The organism is Alcanivorax sp. NBRC 102024 (assembly GCF_001602235.1).
Taxonomy (GTDB): Bacteria; Pseudomonadota; Gammaproteobacteria; order Pseudomonadales; family Alcanivoracaceae; genus Alcanivorax.
On the sequence record NZ_BDAS01000001.1, the window covers coordinates 407,933 to 427,755 of the forward strand.

A 19,823-nucleotide genomic window follows, 5' to 3' on the forward strand; every position below is an offset into this window, starting at 1 on the left:
CGGGCTGGTGCAGAAAAAGCGTTGCTGTTCAGGCGACGATTTTTTGTGGGGGGCCCGGGTAGCCGGTGCTGCGCGCGGCCTCGGGTTTCACATACCAGGCCATGAACATGGGCTGGGTGAGGCCCTTGAAGGCCATGCGCGACAGGCCCCGATCACTGGAGGACCAGTGGGCCAGGGTCTGTTGCAGCTCGTCCTCGCTCTGCTCGGCAAAGCTGGCCCAGGTGCCGGTGATAAACCAGCGGGCGGCGCCCAGCTGCATCAGATCAAGAATCTGGAACAGGGTGGCCCGGGTGCCGGGCATGGCCCCGTCCAGCAGATCGTCGTAAGCCTTCATGCCGTCTTCGGCACTGGCGCCCACATCCGTGAGGGCCTTGCCCAGCACGGCGCCGACCAGCGGGGTGAGCAGGTCCACATCCTGTTGGCGAAAATAGCGATACCCTGCCGCCGGGCCGTCATTGCTGGAACAGCCGGTGAGCAAGGTGAGGCTGGAGCCGGCGGCCAGAAAGGCACTACCGGCGGCGCCCAGTTTGAGAAAACTGCGGCGGTCAATTCCCTGGTCCATAGCACACTCTTATTTTTTTGTTGGTGGTTATCTGTAGGAGCGTCGCTGGCGGCGCGATTCCACACGTCGGGTTATCGCGCCGCCAGTGACGCTCCTACAGCAAGGTAACGGTAACCCTGTAACCGTCGTTGTTATTTCAAAAAGTACTTGTCGATGATCTTGTGCATGCCACGGCCGTAAGGGGGCAGGATAAACTTGGTGGCGTTGAACTTGCCCTTCTTGTAGATGCCCTTGGCCTGGGAGAAGGTCAGGAAACCTTCCGGACCGTGGTAGGCGCCCATACCGGAATCGCCCACGCCGCCGAACGGAATATCGTCCACGCCCACATGGGAGATGGTGTCGTTCAGGCAGACACCGCCGGAGTGGGTGTTCTTCAGCACCCGGTCACAGTTGCCCTGATCCCAGTCGAAGTAATACAGGGCCAGCGGACGGGGACGCTCGTTCACGTAGTCGATGGCGTCATCCAGGTTCTTGTAGGGCACCACGATCATCAGCGGACCAAAGATCTCGTCCTGGGCGATCTGCATGTCGTCGGTCACGTTCAGCACCAGGGTATGGGGGATCTTCTGGCTGCCGGTGAAATCTTCATTGGCCGGGTTGATCTCGATCACATCCGCGCCCTTCTCGCGGGCATCCTTCAGGTAGCCCTGCAGACGGCCGTACTGGCGCGGGTTGACGATGGCGGTGAAGTCCGGATTGTTGAGCATGGTCGGGTAGGACTGGGCCACCTGGGCTTTCCAGGCGTCCACAAATTCCTGCACCCGGTTTTCCGGGCAGAGGATGTAATCCGGGGCCACACAGGTCTGGCCGGAGTTCAGGCACTTGCCGAAGGCGATACGCTCGGCAGCGTCCTTCATGGGGAAGTCCTGGCCGATAATGCAGGGGCTCTTGCCGCCCAGCTCCAGGGTCACCGGAGTCAGGTTGGCGGCGGCGGCGCGCATGATGTGGCGGCCCACGGCGGTGGAGCCGGTGAACAGCAGGTGGTCAAACGGCAGGCTGGAAAACGCCTGGGCCACATCCACTTCGCCATTGATCACGGCCACCTGTTCTTCCGGGAAGGTGTCGGCGATCAGTTTTTCCAGCAGCGCACCGGTGCGCGGCGTGGCTTCGCTCATCTTGATCATCACCCGGTTGCCGGCGGCCAGGGCAGTAATCAGCGGCACCACCGCCAGCTGGATCGGGTAGTTCCAGGGCACCATGATGCCCACCACGCCCAGCGGCTGGTATTCCACCCAGGTCTTGCCCGGCCAGCTCAGTGCGCTGACGCTACGCTTCTGCGGTTTCATCCACTTGCGCAGCTTCTTGGTGGTGTACTTGAGCCCTTCCAGGGTGATCAGCATTTCCGCCAGCTTGGTTTCGTCGGCGGCGCGGGTGGTGAAATCGTTGTTGAGGGCCTCGACCCAGGCATCCAGATTATCCAGCAGCAGCGGCTTGATGCGGCTGATCAGCTCGATGCGCTGCTCCGCGCTGGGGTAAGGGTGCTGGCGGTAGGCCGCTTTCTGGGCAGCAAAGATCTGCTGCATGCGTTCGACGTCAGCATTGTTGCTGTGGAGATCTTTCACTTCGGCGACCATGGTCACTTGCCTCCCGAGGCTTTTCATTATGTATGATGGCAAGACCGCCAGCCCTGGCTGGCGATCAAAAATTAACCTTGAGTCTGATTTTTAGAGTAATTACTCTAGGAGTCAACCGGCAGTAATAAAATCACTACATTTGGCCCACAATGACCAGCACCAAGGAACGGATCCTCAATACCAGCCTGGCTCTCTTCAATCGGGAAGGTGAGCGCAATGTGACCACCAATCACATCGCCGAGGCCCTGGGCATCAGCCCGGGGAATCTCTACTACCACTTCCGAAACAAGGGCACCATCGTGGCCGCCTTGTTCGAGCGCTACAGCCAGAACTTGCTGGCCCTGCTGGAAGCCCCCCAGGGGCCGCTGACCTGGACCATCAAGACCCATTATTTCGAAGGGCTGTTGGCCTCCATGTGGCAGTACCGGTTTTTCCACCGGGACCTGACCCACTTTCTGCATGCCGACCCGGCCCTGGCGGCGCGCTACCAGGCCTTTGTGGAAGTGGTGCTGGAACGGGGGTTGGTGATTTACGGGGAGCTGCGCAGCAGCGGCATCATCGCCGTGGACGATGAGCAGCTACAGGGACTAATGGTGAACACCTGGGTATTGATGTCCTCCTGGGCGGCACTGGTTCACGGCCTGCGCCCGGATGCGGCCGCCGATGAAGCCCTGGACGAATCCCTGATGCGCCACGGCATCTACCAGATCATCTGCCTGGAAGAACCCTTCCTGCGCGGCGAAGCCCGCGAACACCTGGAAGAAATGAAGGCCCGCTACCGGGCGGTGGATACCACCTCGGCGTTGCTGCTCGGCCATGTGCCCGGGCTGGACAGAACCGGCAGCGAATAGGGGCCCTTCCCTCCCGCTGCTTCTATAAAAACGGTTTACCACTGAGGACACAGAGAACACTGAGGAAAACCTTCTTTTCTCTCTGCACTCTTTGGTGAAGGCGCGAGACTTCACCCCGCTAATGACCAATCCCCCAATCCCTTTTCAGTGCAGGCGTTGATGACCGTTGAATGTCTGGTTGTCAGTTTGCCGATTTCCCTCCCCTTTCTTGCTCGCCATCCCGCCGTTTTTCACCCGCGCGCAAGTTGAATATGTAGGATATGGCTTACATATTTTTGTAAGTTGCTGAGATACAGTTAATTTTCTGATTTTGTGCTGCAAGAAAGGCGTTGTGCGTGCCTAGCATGGTTGCCAAGCATCAAAGTCCAACAATAATCACCATGGTCTAACATCCAGAACAGCGTGGGCTGAACCGAAAGCTATCCTGGGCGCGAGTGTGCTAAAGCTGATTAAGCTGACTTCATGGTGTATTGAAATCAGTGCAGCCCTTTAAGGTAGCAGTATCGATAGAGTGGCTTGTACGTCAAAAGAGTATCTGAGCCCGGTTTCAGAAGGAAAAGTATTTATGGATAACGAAAAAAATGTCTACGAAGTTTCTGAGGTGGTGGGGAACCAACAGCCCGATATTCCTGATGGTTGGGCCTATGACATCTATAAAGTTGAAGGATATGAATGGATAGTGGCCTATTCTTCGTCCTCTAAAAATAAGATTCTCTATGTTGATGGAGTCAGGGTGTCGGAGTCTATGGGGGATAAGTTTTCATTTGAAATTCATGGTGAATCTGTGGATGTTGTTCGAAGGCTGGGTTACGGATATTACGAGCTGGATATTGTTCGGGGAGGAGACTCGATTGCGTCAGTGAAACCAAAAAGAACAAAGGTAAAAGGTAAAAAAGCCAATATCATGATAGCGGTTTATATGTTATTTGCCCTTTGGGCCTGGTTCAACTTCAAGGACACTTTGATTGGTTGAAGCTGTTCCAGAAACAGTGGGGTAGATCCTCTTGAATGTTGTGCTTATGCACGATGCAAGATCTGACCCAAAATTTTCAAAACGCAAAATCTTCCCCTGCTTGGGGCGTTATGTTTCTAGGAGACTGTATTGGACCTTTGTATCTCCATAAGCGAAATAAACTGGCCGCTAACGAAAGATGTAGTCTCAATTATCGGTACGGTTGGCGCTCTTACTATTGGTGGGCTTGGGCTGTTTACTTGGAGGAGGCAGCTTCGGGGAACAAGCGAGTACCAGATTGCAAAGAAAGCCATACTAAAGACATACGAAGTCCAGCAAGCGATTCAGTCCGTGAGAAACCCAATGCTTTATCTTAGCAAGGAGGAAGTCGAAGCTGGTCGCCGACTTGAAGAAGAGCAGCGAATTTATAGCGAGCGAATGACTTACCTCAATGAGAAATGGGCAGAGCTACAAACGATTCGCCTTGAGGCGAAAGTTATTTGGGGTGCAGAGGCTCAGGATAGTTTTAATGAAGTTCAACAGCGAATCGGAGATGTCCGGGGAGCGATTTGGCTTCATTTTTGGATGAAAGGTGCCTATGCCGGGCCGGGGGCTACTGTAGATAATAGTCCAGAGCGAGTCAGAGAGAATGACAAGATTGTCTATTTTACGTCTGAAGAAGATGAGTTTAGCCAACAAATAGCTGACTCTACGGCAAACGTTGAAAAGTTCTTTGGGCCAAAGGTTAGAAATAAATAAACATAACAAGGCCAGTCACAGCGACGGCTTTTCCGTTCCGGCTTCGCCTTCACTACAAAGCCGCGCGTGCTGGCGGCGTTGGATGTCAGGATGGATATCGACAATAGGACAGTTTGGCAACAAGCCGCTGGCGATACTGATCGAGACTATGCGGATTTGTGCCTGCGATGGGGCGTAATCCTGAATGGGCCGGCTTATGCGGGACCGTGGCCGGAGTGCAGGCAAGCCTTGCTGGCGGATGGGTGGTCGTCGAGAAAGCTGACGGATCTCCGTAGATTTGCAGAAGACATGGCCGATGGAGATCTGGTCGTTCTTCGCCTCGGAACGTCTAGAGTGTTAGCGGTTGGCGAAGTAGTTGGAGACTATGAGTGGCGTCCCGAGTTTGGAGATATTGACGGCTGGGAGATTCAACATACCCGCAGAGTCCGTTGGTTATGGGCATCGAGAGAGCAGCCAGCTAGTTTTGAAACATATGCGCTGAAGCAAGGCGATACAACACAAAAGCTGAGCTCAGAAACGGTAGAAAAGTGGCTCGCGCAATTGGTGATTCCAGAAAGTGCCTATCAGAAGGATTTGCCATTACTTCCATCGCTGGATGACTCGGTCGAAATAGGTCTGTCCGATATCTCAGAGTTTCTATTCGATCATGGGGTAGCAAGTGATTCCATCGCAACACTCGTGGACGATATCGGTGAGTTGGTGAGAATTGCCAAGTGGTATCAGCGAACGAGCATGCCTTCAGAGCATGAAACCGTAGCTTATCTCGTAATTCCACTGCTTCGAGCTTTGGGGTGGACTCCTCAACGCATGGCTGTCGAATGGAGTCGAGTAGATATTGCATTGTTCAATAGGTTGCCCAGAGAGGACGGGAATCTGACCGTTGTTGTAGAAGCAAAGAAAATGAATGCGTCATGTCTATCAGCGATGTCCCAGGCTCAGTCTTACGCCCAAGGCAAGCCTGGCTGCAAACGTCTGATAGTTACCGATGGCCTCAGATACGGTGTTTATACAAGAAATGGTTCATATGACTTCGAGCTATCTGCATACATGAATCTAACTCGGCTGATGAGAAGCTATCCGATTTACCCTTGTGCAGGCGCACGAGAAGCCCTTCTCATTATGGCCCCAGAGTGGTCGGGGTTATGACATCCAACAAGAACGTTAACGTGGGCCGGATTTTCCGCGGGCGCTCCAAATCCGGCCAGTTACGCTAAACGTTGAAGGAGTGTTATGCAAAAGTACGTTGAACTTCCGAAAAACGACGTCGCCTCGGAGAAAGAGAGCGATTGGTTCAGGCATTGCGAATCGACTCAGGGTCCATTCATCACGGTAAAGCCACGATCAACTTATGCTGATGTCCACTGGGACTACATTACGTACTCAAAGAAGGTCGATGACATTCTGGAAAGTCTGGGCACTACCCTCCGTGATGATGCCATCGAAATTTTCACGAAATACGCAAATGCCAAATCTCGTTATACAGCTAGTGGACATCTCATCTGGTTCAAAAATCTTGAAATTGATAGCGCTCGCTCGGCTGCCTCAGAGCTCTACGACCTTATTGTTGATTCGGTCAGTCGAGAAAATGCTTAACAAATAGTTCCAGTTCGTTCCGGGCCGGTCGGCCCTCCACCTAAGACCCTGGGGTCAGACCTCACATTCCACGGACCTCCATGGCATTCCTGAGGTCGCCAGGGTCAAGCCTGGAATTTTGCATTCAATTGCCGGTTTCTTCGTTCGCCATGCAAGCATGGGCTCCAACAGCAGCAACTCTGGCTGTGAAGTGAGCCCACATCCCTCTCAGCGAAACCCGAACCCCTGCACAAACGCCATCAACCGCTGCTCCAGCCAGTAGCGCTGGGGTGCATGGTTGATAAAGCCCACGTGGCCACCGTACTCGCTCACCTCCAGGGTCACTGCCGGGCCCAGTTCTTCCTGGCGCGGTAGCGTCTCCGGGGTCATGAAGGGGTCGTCGCGGTTTTGCAGCATCAGTGTGGGGGTGCGGATCTGCAGCAGCTTGGGGCCGGCGGAGCATTGGGCGTAGTAGTGGTAGGCCCCGCGAAAGCCGTACAGGGGGGCGATGATCTGGTCGTCGTAGCGCCAGAAGGAGCGGATGCCGCTCATGTTTAGCCGGTGCAGGCGCTTGGCTTCCGGCGGGTTGACCTTGTCCAGGTGGCGTTTCTTGTCGCCGAGCTGGGTGAGCAGAGTTTTCAACAAATGCTGGCGGTACAGTTTCGACAGGCCCCGGTCCAGCCGGTTGGCGCACAGGTCCAGCCGCAGGGGCGCACACACGGATGCCACGGCCGTGAGCTTGCCGTTGTCCCGGTGCGCCAGCCAGTTCAGCAGTCGGCTGCCGCCCAGGGAGACGCCGATGGCGATGCGGTTGCCGGTGGGGTCCTGGTCAAAGACATGCTCGATCACCGCATCCACATCGTCGGTTTCCCCGGCGTGGTAGCACAGGGCGGTGTCGTTGGGCTGCTTGGCGCCGCGACTGTTGATGGCCACCGAACGGACCCCGGCATCCGCCAGGGCCTTCTGAATGCCCCGCATATAGTGGGAGTCACTGCACCCGGAGAGGCCGTGGAGCAGAATCACGGTCAACTGCCCGGGATGACGCTCGGGGCCCGCCCAGTCCAGCAGGAGCCGGTCGCCATCCGCCAGCGGCAGCCATTCGCTGTGCCGCTCCACCTCCGGCAAGGCCCGGCCCAAGGGCCCCCACAGGGTCTGCAGATGCGGGTTGCGCAGCCACAGGGGCGGCTGAAACGGGGAGGCTACGATTTTGCCCATGGAATCTCTCACTCAATAGCAGTCGCGTTGACCGGCGCTATGGTAGCCTTTTGCTTTTCCCACTGGCACCCATTGTTGATGGAGACCCCATGGCCCGCCGCTTTTACGACGATCAGGAATTCCAGTCCGGCCTTGCCACCGAGCTGGGCGCCAATGCCAGTCATCATATTGGCAAGGTACTTCGCATGGCGCCTGGCGATGAGGTGGTGGTGTTCAATGGGCATGGCGGTGAATGGTCGGCGCGCATCCTGGCGGTGGGCAAGAAGTCGGTGACCGTGGAGCCGCTGGCATTTGTGGATGAGGATCGCACCGCGCCGCTGGCGGTCACCGTGGCGCTGCCCATGATCAAGGGCGACCGTATGGACTATGCCATCCAGAAAGCCACGGAACTGGGGGCCGCCCGGATTGTGGTGCTGGACACGGAACGCTGCGAGGTGCGTCTCAAGGGCGAGCGGCAGGAAAAAAAGCTGGGCCAGTGGCAGCAAATCGCCATCAGCGCCTGTGAACAGTGCGGGCTCAATCGGCCACCCGTGATTGAAGGGGCCGTACCACTGTCGGCCTGGCTTGCTGGTGATCTGCCCGCGCTGCGCCTGATCGCCCACCCGGGAGAAAAACCATTCTCGCCGGCAGCCCTGGATGGTGGGGACGAGCTGGCTCTGCTCACCGGGCCGGAGGGCGGGTTCTCCGATGAGGAATTGCAGGCGGCAGCGGACAGGGGCTTTATCCCCTTCGCCCTGGGCAACCGGGTACTGCGCGCGGAAACCGCACCGGTGGCCCTGCTGGCCGCGTTATGGGCGTGGCTGGAAAACAGCCGGTGATCACCCCCGCAGCGATCTTCAGCCCCGTTGAACTGGTGAGCGGTTGATCGCTGCGGTGGGCAGTCGCTCAAAGTTTATTGAGCGACTCCAGGATATCCAGGTTATGTTCTTCGAATAACCAAAGGTTACGCATGGCTTGGCGCGTTTTCCCGTTATCAATCCACCGGGCCCGCAAGGACAACCCGTGGGACCAGGAGGTGATGCGAACACTCTGGAAAAGGATTTCGGAGCTCACGCCATCACCGTACTGTTGATCAATGGCTTCACCAAAAAAATACAGATTAAAGAAATCAGTCAAGTCAACGCCGTAGACATTTTCAATGTCATCGACCAGCGACAGGGTGACGTCGGTCAATAGTTGCCCGATGGCATAGAAATCATTGAAATGAAAAAAGTATGAGTTGGCGTCGTTGATGGCTTCCGGGAAATCCAGGGTGAGATGCGCGGTCAACGCCGCCGCTGCCGCCCGTCCGACAGACCGTGAACAATCGCCGCTAATAAGATAGAAATTATGCCAGGATTCGGTCACCGGCTGGCCCAGTAAATGGCGATGCAGGTTATCCATGTAGCGGAGCACAAACTGACGGCTTACCGCTTCGCTCCAGTCATTGAATTTGAAATTGCCCTGTTCGATCTCCGGGACCGCCGTTTCAAGAATGTTCCGGTAAAAAATGGCAAATACGCCGCGATGGTCGCCATAGCGAGTGAAAAGCTCTTCGATTTCACGGATATGGGGCAAGGCGTCAGAAAAGGTCTGGACGTTGTCAGGGTTGCTATGGAACAGCAGTGCCTGATACTCGTCAGCGCTAAAGGTGTGCCGGCAACTGTCTGCCTGTGACAGGGCCGGGGAGAGAAAGATGAAAAACAAAAGAGGTGCGAGGTAGCGGTAATGGCGTTTCATTGATTTTCCTTTTTATTGGTTATTTTTAGTGCCATGGTCCAAATATTCACCCTGGCATTGGGTGAGCGGAAAAAGGATAGGGAGAATGAAAACCGGCGCCTATCGGTCATGGGTTGGGGGGAGACAAAATGACATCAGAACAATGACTGATGGCACAGTTTTTCTCTCCGCAATAACCGTAAAAAAGGGTTGCCCCTGGATCAGCTCATACCGCGGATTTTTCAGGAAAAACCCTATTCCCGCGGTGCCAGAAAATACGCCTGCCAAGGCGCCGTAAAGCGCACCATGACAGGAAAATTTTTACATTTATTATTGTGTCACCGCGGTTGCGGGTTGTTCGGTGGCCAAGTTCAGATGACAAGGTCGGCCTGGCATGGCCATCACACTGTTAGCGTAGAACTATCATGAAGAAGCAAGAAGGGCTGCTGAAGCAGTGGGATGATGCACGCGGCTTCGGTTTTATTACCGATCGAAAAGGGCGAGACATTTTTGTTCATGTCAGTGCCTTTGAAGGGAGCCGCTCGCGCCCGAAAGCGGGAGAGAAAGTCCGGTTTCGTGTTGAGCCGGATGCGGCCAAAGGGGTGCGTGCCGTGGACGTGGAACGGTGCTGGCGTCCCGGTCATCTTTTGTTGCCGGAGTTTCTGTTTCCAGTGTTTGCGGTGGCAGCTTTCTATGGTGGCTTGTGGGGGCTCTTGTCGCAGTATGCGTTCCGGTTTTTCCTGATGAGTTACCTGCTGTTGATCGCCGCCGTGACGTTCCTGATATTCGCGCTGGACAAGCGGGCGGCGGTGCATGACCGCCAGCGAGTATCGGAAAATACCCTGCCCCTCCTGTCCCTTGCCGGTGGCTGGCCCGGCGCCATGCTGGCCCGCCCGCTATTTCGTCATAAAACCCGCAAGCAGCCATTTCGTACTGTTTTCTGGCTGGGTGTCGTGGTAAATCTTGTTGTGCTGGGTCTGTTCGCTTTCAGCCCGCAAATGGCGACCTTGCGTGACTGGCTGGATGTGCAAGCGCTGGGCGGGTTGATCACCCTCAAGGAATGGGGCTGGATCAGCGGCCAGCTTTGAAAAAGCAGGCTGCCGCTGAGGCTGCTATCAATGCGGCCTGCAGGGCAAGAGTTTTCTGGAAAGACTATCAATAATAACAAACAGGGAAGAACCATGAGACTGCCGGAAGATGTGGAAAGCGTATTGTTTGTCAGAGGGGAAAAGGCTGCCGTGGCACTGTTGTGTCGGCGGCATGCGATGAGTCGCGGTGCCGCGAAAGCCTGGGTTGCGTCCTGTTCCGTCTGGGGATTGCCTGAGCTAACGCCACCGGTTTCCAAAATAAAAATAGCCGCAGTGATGCTGTCCGCCTTTATGGCCGGCTTGCTGCTGGCGGCTCTGGAACAAGCGTTATGATGGTTTCAGGGCGCACTGAGCGCGAGGAATAACCATGCAAGTGACAAGTCCGATTCTGGCCCCGGTGGTGGTGTTGGTGGCCTGGTCCATGGTCATGTGGCTATGGATGTATGTCACCCGGTTGCCGGCCATGAAAGCCGCCAGTATGAAGCCGGATCCGCTGGCGCCGCGGGGCGAGCAGATGAGCACCCTGCCCGCCAGGGTTCGCTGGAAGGCGGATAACTATAATCATTTGATGGAGCAGCCGACGGTATTCTATGCGGTGGCCTTGTCACTGGCGCTGCTGGGCCAGGGGGATGGCATCAACCTGACACTGGCCTGGGCCTATGTGGGGATCCGCGTGGTGCATTCCCTGTTGCAGGCATTGATCAACAAGATCGAACTGCGTTTCGTGCTGTTTGCCCTGTCTTCTCTGGCGTTGATCGGGCTCACCGTCAACGCGCTGCGCGCCGTGTTCTGATGGCGTTTGATGCTGATCTGGCGCAGCGGGTCCGCGAAGGTCTGCTGGCCGTCAGTGGCGCCCTGCCCGATGAAAAGCGCATGTTCGGCGGCCTCTGTTTCATGATCGCCGGCAACATGTGCTGCGGCATTCTGGGTGACCGCCTGATGGCCCGGGTCGGGCCGCAGGCCCATGAAAGGTTGTCCGCTGAGCCTGGCGCCGGCGAGATGGATTTCACCGGCCGGCGCATGAAGGGCATGCTGATGATTGACGCGGAGACGGTAGCCGAGGACGCTGCGCTACAACGCTGGCTAACTCACTGTTTTGCCTTCGTGCGCACCCTGCCCCCCAAATAACTGCCTGGAATTGCCATGCTGCAAATCGGGATTGTGATCTACGATGACGCCGAGGTGCTGGATTTTGCCGGCCCCTACGAAGTGTTTGCCACCGCCGCCCGGCTCTGTGATGCCCCGCCCTGGCAGGTGTCGCTGATCAGCGAACGCCATCAGGTGATGGCCCGCGGCGGCTTTGCGGTGCAAAGTCACTTTACCCTCGCGGATCACCCGCCGCTGGACGTATTAGTGGTCAGCGGCGGGGTACATACCGCTGCCATGGAAAACCCCGTGTTGCTGGCAGCCTTGCGCGAGGCCGGCGACGGCGCCCGCTGGGTCACATCGGTCTGTACGGGGGCCTTTCTGCTGGCCCGGGCTGGCCTGCTCACCCACCATCGGGTAACCACCCACTGGGAAGATATCGCTGACCTGCGCCATCGTTTCCCGGCGCTGGATGTGCAGGAAAAAATCCGCTGGGTAGAGGATGGCAATCGTCTCACCTCGGCGGGTATTTCTGCCGGTATCGATATGAGCCTGCATCTGGTGGAAAGACTGCATGGCCGGGAGTTGGCGGACAAGACGGCCCGGCAGATGGATTATGCCTGGCAGCGGTGACGGCTTGGCTCGCCATCCGGGCAAACCGGTCAGGTGACTTAACGATACCGCCGGCTGTACGCCCAATACACGGCGGCCAGGGAGACGGCCAGGGTGGCCGGGGCCAACAGGGCGGTGAAATGCAGCAACCGGAACAGCCAGGTGCCGACCACGCCGCCACAGACGAAGCCGCCAATCAACAAGACGAACAGCAACAGCCGGCGGCCGTTGAGGGGAATGCCACGCAGCCGGTTGCCGAGCATGATGCCCAGGTCGGTGAAGATCCCGGACAGGTGCGTGGTACGGATAATGGAACCGCTGTAGGTGGTCACCATGGCGTTCTGCAGGCCGCAGGCCATGGACGCCAGATAGATGCCCAGATCACTGCCCTGTTGCAGAGACAACATGGCCATGACCAGCAGAGCCGCTTCGATCAGCAATGAGAACCCGTAATGGCGGCCCAGCTTCAGGGCAGTACTGGTGATCAGTACGCCGCTAAGGGCGGCGCCGGCGAGAAAGCTCAGCAGGGTGAACAGCAGGTGCAGGGCCACGGACAGATCAAGATCCGCCAATGCCAGGCTCAGCAGCGAGGAGGTGCCGGTAAGGTGTGATACGGATTGGTGGCTGAATCCCAGCAGGCCCACGGCATTGACGCTACCGGCCAGAAAAGCGAGCAGGAAAGCCCCGACTTCCACCCAGGGCGGTAAACGTGTCAGCAAGGCATCCCCCGATGTTGCCGGTGATCAAGCCCGCAGTGTAGCACGCGGCGCGGAGTCGGGGGCGTGGTGTCTCCGCTTTCGCAGTCACACTCGCTTACCCGGCAGTCAGCGACATTATGGCGTGGATGCCCGGGCTGCTGCCGCCCTTCGTGATGCCAGTCGCGTTACTTTTTCTTGCTCTTCTTTTTGCCTTTTTTGCTGTCGCCTTTCTTGTCTTTCTTCTTGGATTTCTTGTCGCCCTTGTCGGTTTTGGGCTTGATCGGTTTCAGCTTTTTGTCTTTCTTTTTCTCTTTTCCTTTCTTGTCATCCTTTTTGTTCTTGGACTTCTTGTTGTCTTTGGCGGGCTTGCTGGCAGTTGCGCCATCGGTGGCGGCGGTAACGGTTTTGGCAGCTGGCTTGTTTGCCGTTGGCGTGGCGGGGTCGAACAGGTCCAGGGCCACGGTGCGGAAGCGGCGGAGGCAGTAGCGTACCTGGCCCAGTGACAGCCCGGATGCTTCCGCCGCCTGTTGCTGGGTGTTCCCTTCATCCAGGGCCAGCAGGGCTTTGGCGCGGGGGCCGTTGGGTGCAGGCTGGTTGCTTTGGGTCTGGCAGAGCTTGCGCTGTTGCGCGGTCAGTAAGGAAGCGGTGGCCACGGATTGTCCCCTCAGTAAAGGTTGCGAGTAAAAGCCAAAAACCCACCTTAGGGACAAGCGTCCAATGTGGCAAAAAAACTTTTTGGCTGTCAAAAAAGTGAAACGATTCAGTCCCTTTTCTGCTGCCTTTCCATCATGTCGGCCTGCAGTATTTCAATCCAGTATCCGTCCGGATCCTTGATAAAGGCAAGGCCCTTCATTTTGCCGTCATCCGGTTTCTTGACGAAGGGGACGCCCAGGGTTTCGAAGCGCTCGGCGGCGGCATAAACATCGGGGACAGTGATACCGATATGGCCAAATCCCTGGGGCTGATCATTGCCATTGTGGTAGGAAAAATCCGTATCCTTTTCGGTACCCCAGTTATGGGTCAGCTCCAGCATGGCTTCACGGCCAAAGGTATAGGTAAGCCGTTTGGCATCGTCCTGCGGGACCTGACTGGCCTCTTCCTCATCCAGGTAGGCTAGGAAGTAGAGAGAGAATTGCATTGCCGGAAAGTCCAGCTTGCGCACCAGGCGCATCCCCAGCACACGGGTGTAGAAATCCAGGCTGACCTGGGGGTCCTTGATGCGCAGCATGGTCTGGTTGAAGAGGTAATCGCGGGTGGCGTCGTCCGGGGTGTCACAGAGGCCGTCGGCCTGTTCGAAATGACGGGACATGGGGGCTCCTAATTGGCGTGGGCACAGGTATTTAAAGAATGTCGGGATGGTAGGGAGGGAATGCAAGCCTTGACGGAAAGACGATATCTACAAAGCCGCTGTAGGAGCACCGCTTGAGGTGCGAACCGCGTGCCAACGCGGAATCGACGAAAGGCGATCAGGCGCTTCAGCGTTCGACAGAACCAGAAAGTTTCGATGGGCTTTCTGCGTTTGCCGACTCGCGACCGCTGTTATCGCACCTCAAGCGGTGCTCCTACAGAGAGGGCGGAGCTTGCCTGGGCAAGCTCCTTAAGGTGGGGATCAGGCCGGGGTTTTTTCCACGGTCTTGAGGACTTTCTGCAGGCCGGCCACGGCGCCACCGATATCGCTGAGGCCCTGGGGCAGCAGCAGGGTGGTGGATTCCTTGGCGACTTTTTCGAAGGCGGCGACATATTGCTCGGCGATGCGCAGGCTTACCGCCTCTTCGCCACCCTCTTCCTTCACTGCCCGGGCGACCATGTTCAGGCCTTTGGCCGTTGCCAGGGCGACCAGCTCGATCTGTTTGGCGCGACCTTCCGCCTCGTTGATCTGCTTCATCTTTTCCCCTTCGGAGATATTGATCATCTCCTGCTTCTCACCTTCGGAGCGGTTGATCGCGGCCTGGCGGTCCCCCTCGGAACGGTTAATGGCGGCCTGGCGCTCACCCTCGGACTCGGCAACCACCGCGCGACGTTCCCGCTCGGCGCGAACCTGTTTCTCCATGGCATCCTTGATGGACACGGGTAGGTTGATGTCGGCCACTTCGTAGCGCAGTACCTTCACGCCCCAGGGCTGGGCCGCTTCGTCCACGGCGCGCACGACTTCCATGTTGATCTCGCCCCGTTCCTCGAAAGTCTTGTCCAGGTCGATCTTGCCGATCACGGAACGCAGGGTGGTCTGGGCCAGTTGCTGGGCAGCCATGACATAGTCATCCACACCGTAGCTGGCGGCCTTGGGATCAATGACCTGCAGGTACATGACGCCGTCGATGGAGACTTCGATGTTGTCCTTGGTGATACAGCTCTGACGCGGCACGTCCCGGACGATTTCCTTCTGGGAATGCTTGTAGGCAACCCGGTCGATAAAGGGCATCAGAAAATGCAGGCCGGCCTCCAGGGAGGTCTGATACCTGCCCAGCCTCTCCACCACATACACCTGCCGCTGTGGCACGATGCGGATGACCATGAAGAGCAGAACGATAACGCCGAGGGCGATAAGAGCGGAAATGATTAAACCTGCCATGGAGAGAGTTCCTTGTTATTGGGAGCGAATGGAGAGGAATACGGGTTGGCCACAGGGCTTATTCAGCCGGCGTCTGTGGTCCAGGTGTCCAGGGCTCTACGGTGAGCCAGAGGCCGTCGTGCTGGGTGATGCGCACCATGTCGCCCGGATGCAGGGGGTGAGCGCACTGGGCCTGCCAGCGGGCGCCGCGATAGGACACGGTGCCCACGCCGTTGCTGAACGCCTCCGCGACGGTGGCCCGGGCACCGACCAGGCCGGCACTGTCTTCTTCGCCTTGCCGTTGCCGTTCGGTACCCATCAGTTTGTCGTTGATGACCCGACGCACGAAGACCAGCAGCAGCAGGCTGGTCATTGCGAAAAGGGTCAGTTCCCAGGCGGTATCATCCAGCAGGCCAAGAAACTTCAGGCAGCCCACCAGCAAGGCGGCGATACCAAAGAAAATCACCACCAGCCCGGAGACGGCAAATTCCGCAATGACCAGGGCCAGCCCGGCGATAATCCAGTAACTGTATTCCGGCAGATCCATTTCTGAGCCCCTGTCGCGTGTGCATTATTTTGATGAACTAAGATAGCACGGAAGCGCTCGGCTGTAGGAGCGTCGCTGGCGGCGCGATCACAAACCCTGGACACTCGCTCCGGCCATTACAGAAACCAGGTGGGAAAAGAGCGTCTCAGCCGGTGTTCTGTGCTTTGTATCGCGAGTGCAATCTTTACAGGTTCGGTTATCGCGCCGCCAGCGACGCTCCTACATAAAGTCAAAGATCAATGAAGGCAGAGTTCAGTGCTGATGCCCGCCCACGCCATGGGCATGCTTGTGGGCTTTTTCTTCGTCGCTGGCATCACGAATATCGGTGATTTGCACCACAAAACGCAGGGACTTGCCGGCCAGGGGGTGGTTGGCGTCCACGTCCACGGTTTTCAGGCCCACCTTGAGCACGGTGAGCATGCGCGGGCCCTCGTCGGTGGACACCGTGACCACCTTGCCGGGGGTGAGTTTGCCGGCGTGTTTCAGGTATTTGCGGGAAATACGCTGGAACAGGGTGTTGTCGTATTCCCCGTAGCCCTCTTCCGGGCTCAGAGTCACATCCACCTCATCGCCGACAGCCTTGCCAGTGAGGGCGTTTTCCAGCCCCTTGATGATGTTGTTATAGCCGTGCAGGTACGCCATGGGCTCGCCGGTTTCCCGGGAGTTTTCAATTTCGCTGCCGTCGTCGGCGTTGAACAGGCTGTAATGCAGGGTAACGACCTTGCCGTCTTCGATGGTCATGCATGCTCCGGTTGTCAGGCGATGGGAATGGGGGGGCAATTGTGGCGCCTTCCCCGCTGCCGGGCAATTATCTCAGTCGTTATGGTTGCCGGGGAGCATGCGTTTCAGGGTGGCGTCCCCGTCGATGAAGTGATGCCACAGGGCGCCAGCAACATGGAGGGCGATCAGGACCAGCAATACGGTCCACAGCACTTCCTTGTGGATGAAGGCAATCTGCTTGGCCAGGTCGGTATTGATCTCTGTCAGCTGGGGGACGCTGAACATGCCGAAGATTTCGATGGTCTTGCCGGCAAACTGGCGCATGGCAAAGCCGCCGAGCGGCATGGAAAGCAACACAAAATACAGCAGGACATGGACAAGACGGGATAGCTGGTGCTGCCAGGCGGCGCCCACAGGTGCCGGGCGTGGGTATAAGGTGCGGGCATACAGTCGAACCAGCACAACGACCAGGGTCGTCAATCCCAGGGAAAAGTGCAGCATCTTCCACCATTCCCGCATGGGGTCTCCCTTTGCGTAGAACTCGTGGAGTTCTACCGCTCCCCAGACCATCACCAGCAGCAAGACCACCAGCCAGTGGAGGCCTTTGTGCAATCCATGCCAGTTTGTCGGTGTTGTTTTCATGGTGTTCTCCCGTTTCCAGTAACCGCAGTATGGCGGGTAAAGATTAATCCTGGCTTAACGGGGATTCACTGATCCGGGTCAGTGTCCGGGTGCAGGCCCAGACTCTTGCGGTCCTCGCCTTGTGCGATGCGGCCCAGTATCTCCCGGGATTGCCGGTACCAGCGCCGTCGCCCATTGGGCCCCCATTTGAAGCGTTTGTAAGTCCACTGGTACTGGGCCAGGTTGCGATCAATGCAGCGCTGGAGACCGGCGTTCATGGCGGTGAGGATTTCCATGCAATCGCAGGCCTGTTCGATCTCCGGTGCCGCTTCGAAGTGCAGATGGATGTCTTTGACGCCGCCCTGACCGCGGATGCAGGACACGATGAACACGTGGGGCCGGTAGCGTTGCACCAGCTTGTCGATCAGTGCGGGTGTGGGCACCTCATAGCCAAAGAACGGCACGCAGGGATTACTGCGGTTGCCCGGGTTATGGTCGGAGAGAATCCCCAGGGTGCCGCCGGCTTTCATGGCCGCCAGGGCCTGTTTCACGCCCTGGCTGTTGGTGGGGATCAGTACCGAGCCGGTGCGTTCCCGGGCGGCCTTGACCATGGCGTCCATCAGGGTGGCGGGATGGGGCTGGTACATGATCAGGGTCCGGTCACGGTTGCCCTTGTCGCCCACATACAGATTGCTGATCTCCCAGCTGCCCTGGTGCAGGGACAACATGAGTACCGGCCGCTCACTGGCGCAGGCATCCAGAAAGGCCTGTTCGCCGTGGATATGGGTGATCCGGGACAGGGTTTCTTCTACCGGGCGGTGCCAGACATGGCTGAATTCGGTGAGCGTGCGGCCCAGTTCCGCCATGCTCTGGCGGCCAATGCGCTTGGCGTCGGCCAGGGTCATGTCCGGATGGGTGGCCAGCAGATTGATCAGAACGACCCGGTAGGCGCTGGCGTAACGCAGCGGCAACAGGGTGATCAGGGTGGCAATCGTGGCCCCGAAGGCGGTGACCAGTGGCAGCGGTAACCAGGCAAGCAGGCGGACCACCAGCCAAAGGCGGCGGCCCTGGTATTGTTTACTCATGACGGCAATTCAATTGTCAGGGTCTCGCCATGCTGCGGGACCCGAAATGTCTCGGTATCGATCTGTTGTTCTTCCAGCGCCCGGGCCAGGGCCCGGGGCGGCGCGTCCATGGGCTCGTCGGTGAGCACAAAGGTGCCCCAGTGCATGGCAACCGACTGGCGGGCGCGAATCTCCCGGTGAATTGTAACCGCTTCCGCCGGGTTTATGTGTACTGGCGACATAAACCAGCGGGGTTCATAGGCTCCAATGGGTAACAGGGCCAGGTCTACGGGGCCGAAAATGTCGCCAATTTCGCCGAATAACGGGGCATAGCCGGTATCGCCGGCGAAATAGAGGCTGAAATCCGGAAAATTCAGCCGCCAGCTGCACCACAGGGTCCGGTTGTGGTCGCCGGGTCCGCGGCCACTGAAGTGTTGGGCGGGCAAACAGAAGGCTTCCACCTGGCCATGGTATTCGCTTTGCCACCAGCCCAGTTCGATGATGCGTTCCACGCCCAGGTTGCGCAGCCAGGATGCGACGCCGGTGGGAACGAACCAGAGAATCTCCCGGCCAAAGCGGGCCTGCAGCTGTTTGACGGAAGCCCGGTCCAGGTGGTCGTAGTGGTTATGGGACACCAGCACCGCATTGATGGCTGGCAGCTCGTCGATGGTGATCGCCGGGGGGACTGCCCGTTTCGGCCCGGCAAAAGGCAGTGGCGAGCAGCGTTCAGAGAAAACCGGATCGGTGATCAGGTTCCAGCCCCGGTGCTGGAACAGGAAAGTGGAATGGCCAATCCAGGTGAGCTGGGGGTGAGGCCCCGGGTTGGCCAGTCGTCGGGCATCCGGTTGCTGGAGCGGGAAGGATTGGTGGCGGGGAAAACGGCCCCGGGTATCCCATTGCCAGCGCAGGAAGGCACCCAGGCCATGGCGGGGGGTGGCGAAACGATTGCGATACACCCCGGATCGGGAGGGTTCCTCTGCCGCCAGGGCTGCCAGCCGTTCCCGATCGATCATGCGCCGTCCCGCAGCCCTGCCACGGCGCCTTCGATGGCATCCAGATCGGGAATCACCGCCAGATCGCCGCCCACCTGAATATACATGGCCTCCGCAGGGCCGGTATCCACCGGCTCTTCCACCGGATCGTCCTTGGCCACTTTCAACATCCGCGGAATCCCCTGCACGATGACCGCGTAGAAGGTGCTTTTGCCGGCCACGGTGTTGAGGACGGCGATACGGGCATCCTGGCCGATGGTGATCTGCCCGGATTCGTTAAGCTTCTCGAAGGACAGCAGCGGTATGTTCTGGTCCCGCCAGCTCAGCCAGCCCAGCAGCCACTCAGGCCCATGGCCGGGCCGGTCCGGCTGGCGCAGGGGAATGATTTCAGCGACCACGATGTTGGGCACCAGCCAGGGGCGTCCCTGCATGGGGATCAGCAGGCTGGAAATATCGGATGGCAAGCTGCTCATGGTTGACCTCTGAGTGACGTTTCAAGTGGCAAGTTGCAAGTTTGCGGGTCCGCGAAAGGCTGACTGAAACCGGGCCGGCCCTGCCGGTAGCGGTGGGCAGGTGTCATGCCATGGCTGCGGCGGTGGTTGGGTAAACCCCGGGCCCCGCGTTGCCCTTTCCCGCGTGGCAATGTGAAACCGGCAACGTGTTC

The 19,823-nt window shown here is 58.0% G+C and carries 25 protein-coding genes; 11 read left to right on the forward strand and 14 right to left on the reverse strand.

The features are described 5' to 3' along the window. Positions 1 to 28: 28 nt before the first annotated feature. Complete coding sequence (locus A0251_RS01890) at positions 29 to 562, reverse strand: hypothetical protein (protein ID WP_062815129.1); 534 nt, start codon at positions 560 to 562, stop codon at positions 29 to 31. A 131-nt stretch (positions 563 to 693) separates the two neighbouring features. Beyond that, the gene (locus A0251_RS01895; protein WP_062815130.1) at positions 694 to 2,136 is read right to left on the reverse strand and encodes a coniferyl aldehyde dehydrogenase; all 1,443 of its coding nucleotides are present in this window, start codon (positions 2,134 to 2,136) and stop codon (positions 694 to 696) included. Between the two features lie 149 nt (positions 2,137 to 2,285). Here A0251_RS01895 and A0251_RS01900 point away from each other — a divergent pair, with 149 nt between their 5' ends. The 5 genes from A0251_RS01900 (at position 2,286) to A0251_RS01920 (ending at position 6,291) form a co-directional block, all read left to right on the forward strand. Then, the gene (locus A0251_RS01900; RefSeq protein WP_062815131.1) at positions 2,286 to 2,987 is read left to right on the forward strand and encodes a TetR/AcrR family transcriptional regulator; all 702 of its coding nucleotides are present in this window, start codon (positions 2,286 to 2,288) and stop codon (positions 2,985 to 2,987) included. Between the two features lie 565 nt (positions 2,988 to 3,552). After that, positions 3,553 to 3,960 carry a hypothetical protein gene (locus A0251_RS01905; protein ID WP_062815132.1) on the forward strand — a complete coding sequence of 136 codons (408 nt, stop codon included), beginning with the start codon at positions 3,553 to 3,555 and terminating at the stop codon, positions 3,958 to 3,960. Between the two features lie 129 nt (positions 3,961 to 4,089). Beyond that, a complete protein-coding gene (locus A0251_RS01910) occupies positions 4,090 to 4,698 on the forward strand; it encodes a hypothetical protein (RefSeq protein ID WP_062815133.1) in 609 nt (202 codons plus the stop codon). A 90-nt stretch (positions 4,699 to 4,788) separates the two neighbouring features. Then, a complete protein-coding gene (locus A0251_RS01915; protein ID WP_062815134.1) occupies positions 4,789 to 5,844 on the forward strand; it encodes a hypothetical protein in 1,056 nt (351 codons plus the stop codon). An 84-nt stretch (positions 5,845 to 5,928) separates the two neighbouring features. Next, on the forward strand, positions 5,929 to 6,291 hold the full coding sequence (locus tag A0251_RS01920; RefSeq protein WP_062815135.1) for a hypothetical protein: 363 nt from the start codon (positions 5,929 to 5,931) through the stop codon (positions 6,289 to 6,291). A gap of 207 nt (positions 6,292 to 6,498) precedes the next feature. Here A0251_RS01920 and A0251_RS01925 read toward each other — a convergent pair whose 3' ends face one another. Continuing rightward, complete coding sequence (locus A0251_RS01925) at positions 6,499 to 7,485, reverse strand: YheT family hydrolase (RefSeq protein WP_062815136.1); 987 nt, start codon at positions 7,483 to 7,485, stop codon at positions 6,499 to 6,501. A gap of 89 nt (positions 7,486 to 7,574) precedes the next feature. Here A0251_RS01925 and A0251_RS01930 point away from each other — a divergent pair, with 89 nt between their 5' ends. Continuing rightward, a complete protein-coding gene (locus A0251_RS01930) occupies positions 7,575 to 8,303 on the forward strand; it encodes a 16S rRNA (uracil(1498)-N(3))-methyltransferase (protein WP_062815137.1) in 729 nt (242 codons plus the stop codon). Between the two features lie 67 nt (positions 8,304 to 8,370). Here the strand turns inward: A0251_RS01930 and A0251_RS01935 are convergent, their stop codons facing one another. Beyond that, positions 8,371 to 9,204: a DUF5995 family protein gene (locus tag A0251_RS01935; protein ID WP_062815138.1), complete on the reverse strand. Its 834-nt coding sequence runs from the start codon at positions 9,202 to 9,204 to the stop codon at positions 8,371 to 8,373. Between the two features lie 404 nt (positions 9,205 to 9,608). On the opposite strand from A0251_RS01935, the gene A0251_RS01940 reads away from it, so the two are divergent. The 5 genes from A0251_RS01940 (at position 9,609) to A0251_RS01960 (ending at position 11,990) form a co-directional block, all read left to right on the forward strand. Beyond that, entirely contained in the window at positions 9,609 to 10,271 is a 663-nt protein-coding gene (locus A0251_RS01940) for a DUF1294 domain-containing protein (protein ID WP_062815139.1), read from the forward strand. Between the two features lie 93 nt (positions 10,272 to 10,364). Then, the gene (locus A0251_RS01945; RefSeq protein WP_062815140.1) at positions 10,365 to 10,604 is read left to right on the forward strand and encodes a hypothetical protein; all 240 of its coding nucleotides are present in this window, start codon (positions 10,365 to 10,367) and stop codon (positions 10,602 to 10,604) included. A gap of 34 nt (positions 10,605 to 10,638) precedes the next feature. Continuing rightward, positions 10,639 to 11,064 carry an MAPEG family protein gene (locus A0251_RS01950; RefSeq protein WP_082810726.1) on the forward strand — a complete coding sequence of 142 codons (426 nt, stop codon included), beginning with the start codon at positions 10,639 to 10,641 and terminating at the stop codon, positions 11,062 to 11,064. Continuing rightward, positions 11,064 to 11,399 carry a TfoX/Sxy family protein gene (locus A0251_RS01955; protein WP_062815141.1) on the forward strand — a complete coding sequence of 112 codons (336 nt, stop codon included), beginning with the start codon at positions 11,064 to 11,066 and terminating at the stop codon, positions 11,397 to 11,399. The genes A0251_RS01950 and A0251_RS01955 overlap by 1 nt, the downstream gene beginning before the upstream one ends. A gap of 15 nt (positions 11,400 to 11,414) precedes the next feature. Next, complete coding sequence (locus tag A0251_RS01960; protein ID WP_197461832.1) at positions 11,415 to 11,990, forward strand: DJ-1/PfpI family protein; 576 nt, start codon at positions 11,415 to 11,417, stop codon at positions 11,988 to 11,990. A 38-nt stretch (positions 11,991 to 12,028) separates the two neighbouring features. Here A0251_RS01960 and A0251_RS01965 read toward each other — a convergent pair whose 3' ends face one another. From A0251_RS01965 to A0251_RS02010, 10 genes are all read right to left on the reverse strand, one after another. After that, complete coding sequence (locus A0251_RS01965) at positions 12,029 to 12,688, reverse strand: YoaK family protein (protein ID WP_062815142.1); 660 nt, start codon at positions 12,686 to 12,688, stop codon at positions 12,029 to 12,031. Between the two features lie 164 nt (positions 12,689 to 12,852). Beyond that, entirely contained in the window at positions 12,853 to 13,320 is a 468-nt protein-coding gene (locus A0251_RS01970; RefSeq protein ID WP_062815143.1) for a helix-turn-helix domain-containing protein, read from the reverse strand. Between the two features lie 107 nt (positions 13,321 to 13,427). Further along, entirely contained in the window at positions 13,428 to 13,976 is a 549-nt protein-coding gene (gene gloA, locus A0251_RS01975) for a lactoylglutathione lyase (protein WP_062815144.1), read from the reverse strand. Positions 13,977 to 14,276: 300 nt separating this feature from the next. After that, a complete protein-coding gene (locus tag A0251_RS01980; protein ID WP_062815145.1) occupies positions 14,277 to 15,236 on the reverse strand; it encodes an SPFH domain-containing protein in 960 nt (319 codons plus the stop codon). A 58-nt stretch (positions 15,237 to 15,294) separates the two neighbouring features. Continuing rightward, positions 15,295 to 15,762 (reverse strand): NfeD family protein, encoded by a 468-nt coding sequence (locus A0251_RS01985; RefSeq protein WP_062815146.1) that lies wholly within the window; start codon positions 15,760 to 15,762, stop codon positions 15,295 to 15,297. 252 nt (positions 15,763 to 16,014) lie between these two features. Beyond that, entirely contained in the window at positions 16,015 to 16,503 is a 489-nt protein-coding gene (locus A0251_RS01990) for a peptidylprolyl isomerase (protein ID WP_062815147.1), read from the reverse strand. 72 nt (positions 16,504 to 16,575) lie between these two features. Continuing rightward, positions 16,576 to 17,124 carry a cytochrome b gene (locus A0251_RS01995; protein WP_062815148.1) on the reverse strand — a complete coding sequence of 183 codons (549 nt, stop codon included), beginning with the start codon at positions 17,122 to 17,124 and terminating at the stop codon, positions 16,576 to 16,578. A 65-nt stretch (positions 17,125 to 17,189) separates the two neighbouring features. Then, a complete protein-coding gene (locus A0251_RS02000) occupies positions 17,190 to 18,188 on the reverse strand; it encodes a lysophospholipid acyltransferase family protein (RefSeq protein WP_062815149.1) in 999 nt (332 codons plus the stop codon). After that, positions 18,185 to 19,180 (reverse strand): MBL fold metallo-hydrolase, encoded by a 996-nt coding sequence (locus A0251_RS02005; RefSeq protein ID WP_062815150.1) that lies wholly within the window; start codon positions 19,178 to 19,180, stop codon positions 18,185 to 18,187. Before A0251_RS02005 ends, A0251_RS02000 begins: the two co-directional genes overlap by 4 nt. Further along, positions 19,177 to 19,632: a chemotaxis protein CheW gene (locus tag A0251_RS02010; RefSeq protein WP_062815151.1), complete on the reverse strand. Its 456-nt coding sequence runs from the start codon at positions 19,630 to 19,632 to the stop codon at positions 19,177 to 19,179. Before A0251_RS02010 ends, A0251_RS02005 begins: the two co-directional genes overlap by 4 nt. Positions 19,633 to 19,823 lie beyond the last annotated feature (191 nt).

Excerpts from the sequence above, each read along its gene's own strand:
- A0251_RS01900 (WP_062815131.1), top strand. The coding sequence starts at position 2,286 with ATGACCAGCACCAAGGAACGGATCCTCAATACCAGCCTGGCTCTCTTC.
- A0251_RS01955 (WP_062815141.1), top strand. The coding sequence starts at position 11,064 with ATGGCGTTTGATGCTGATCTGGCGCAGCGGGTCCGCGAAGGTCTGCTG.
- A0251_RS01905 (WP_062815132.1), top strand. The coding sequence starts at position 3,553 with ATGGATAACGAAAAAAATGTCTACGAAGTTTCTGAGGTGGTGGGGAAC.
- A0251_RS01890 (WP_062815129.1), bottom strand. The coding sequence starts at position 562 with ATGGACCAGGGAATTGACCGCCGCAGTTTTCTCAAACTGGGCGCCGCC.
- A0251_RS01930 (WP_062815137.1), top strand. The coding sequence starts at position 7,575 with ATGGCCCGCCGCTTTTACGACGATCAGGAATTCCAGTCCGGCCTTGCC.
- A0251_RS01985 (WP_062815146.1), bottom strand. The coding sequence starts at position 15,762 with ATGGATCTGCCGGAATACAGTTACTGGATTATCGCCGGGCTGGCCCTG.
- A0251_RS01915 (WP_062815134.1), top strand. The coding sequence starts at position 4,789 with ATGGATATCGACAATAGGACAGTTTGGCAACAAGCCGCTGGCGATACT.
- A0251_RS02005 (WP_062815150.1), bottom strand. The coding sequence starts at position 19,180 with ATGATCGATCGGGAACGGCTGGCAGCCCTGGCGGCAGAGGAACCCTCC.
- A0251_RS02000 (WP_062815149.1), bottom strand. The coding sequence starts at position 18,188 with ATGAGTAAACAATACCAGGGCCGCCGCCTTTGGCTGGTGGTCCGCCTG.
- A0251_RS01950 (WP_082810726.1), top strand. The coding sequence starts at position 10,639 with ATGCAAGTGACAAGTCCGATTCTGGCCCCGGTGGTGGTGTTGGTGGCC.
- A0251_RS01990 (WP_062815147.1), bottom strand. The coding sequence starts at position 16,503 with ATGACCATCGAAGACGGCAAGGTCGTTACCCTGCATTACAGCCTGTTC.
- A0251_RS01960 (WP_197461832.1), top strand. The coding sequence starts at position 11,415 with ATGCTGCAAATCGGGATTGTGATCTACGATGACGCCGAGGTGCTGGAT.
- A0251_RS01940 (WP_062815139.1), top strand. The coding sequence starts at position 9,609 with ATGAAGAAGCAAGAAGGGCTGCTGAAGCAGTGGGATGATGCACGCGGC.
- gloA (WP_062815144.1), bottom strand. The coding sequence starts at position 13,976 with ATGTCCCGTCATTTCGAACAGGCCGACGGCCTCTGTGACACCCCGGAC.
- A0251_RS01995 (WP_062815148.1), bottom strand. The coding sequence starts at position 17,124 with ATGAAAACAACACCGACAAACTGGCATGGATTGCACAAAGGCCTCCAC.
- A0251_RS02010 (WP_062815151.1), bottom strand. The coding sequence starts at position 19,632 with ATGAGCAGCTTGCCATCCGATATTTCCAGCCTGCTGATCCCCATGCAG.
- A0251_RS01895 (WP_062815130.1), bottom strand. The coding sequence starts at position 2,136 with ATGGTCGCCGAAGTGAAAGATCTCCACAGCAACAATGCTGACGTCGAA.
- A0251_RS01945 (WP_062815140.1), top strand. The coding sequence starts at position 10,365 with ATGAGACTGCCGGAAGATGTGGAAAGCGTATTGTTTGTCAGAGGGGAA.
- A0251_RS01935 (WP_062815138.1), bottom strand. The coding sequence starts at position 9,204 with ATGAAACGCCATTACCGCTACCTCGCACCTCTTTTGTTTTTCATCTTT.
- A0251_RS01980 (WP_062815145.1), bottom strand. The coding sequence starts at position 15,236 with ATGGCAGGTTTAATCATTTCCGCTCTTATCGCCCTCGGCGTTATCGTT.
- A0251_RS01920 (WP_062815135.1), top strand. The coding sequence starts at position 5,929 with ATGCAAAAGTACGTTGAACTTCCGAAAAACGACGTCGCCTCGGAGAAA.
- A0251_RS01925 (WP_062815136.1), bottom strand. The coding sequence starts at position 7,485 with ATGGGCAAAATCGTAGCCTCCCCGTTTCAGCCGCCCCTGTGGCTGCGC.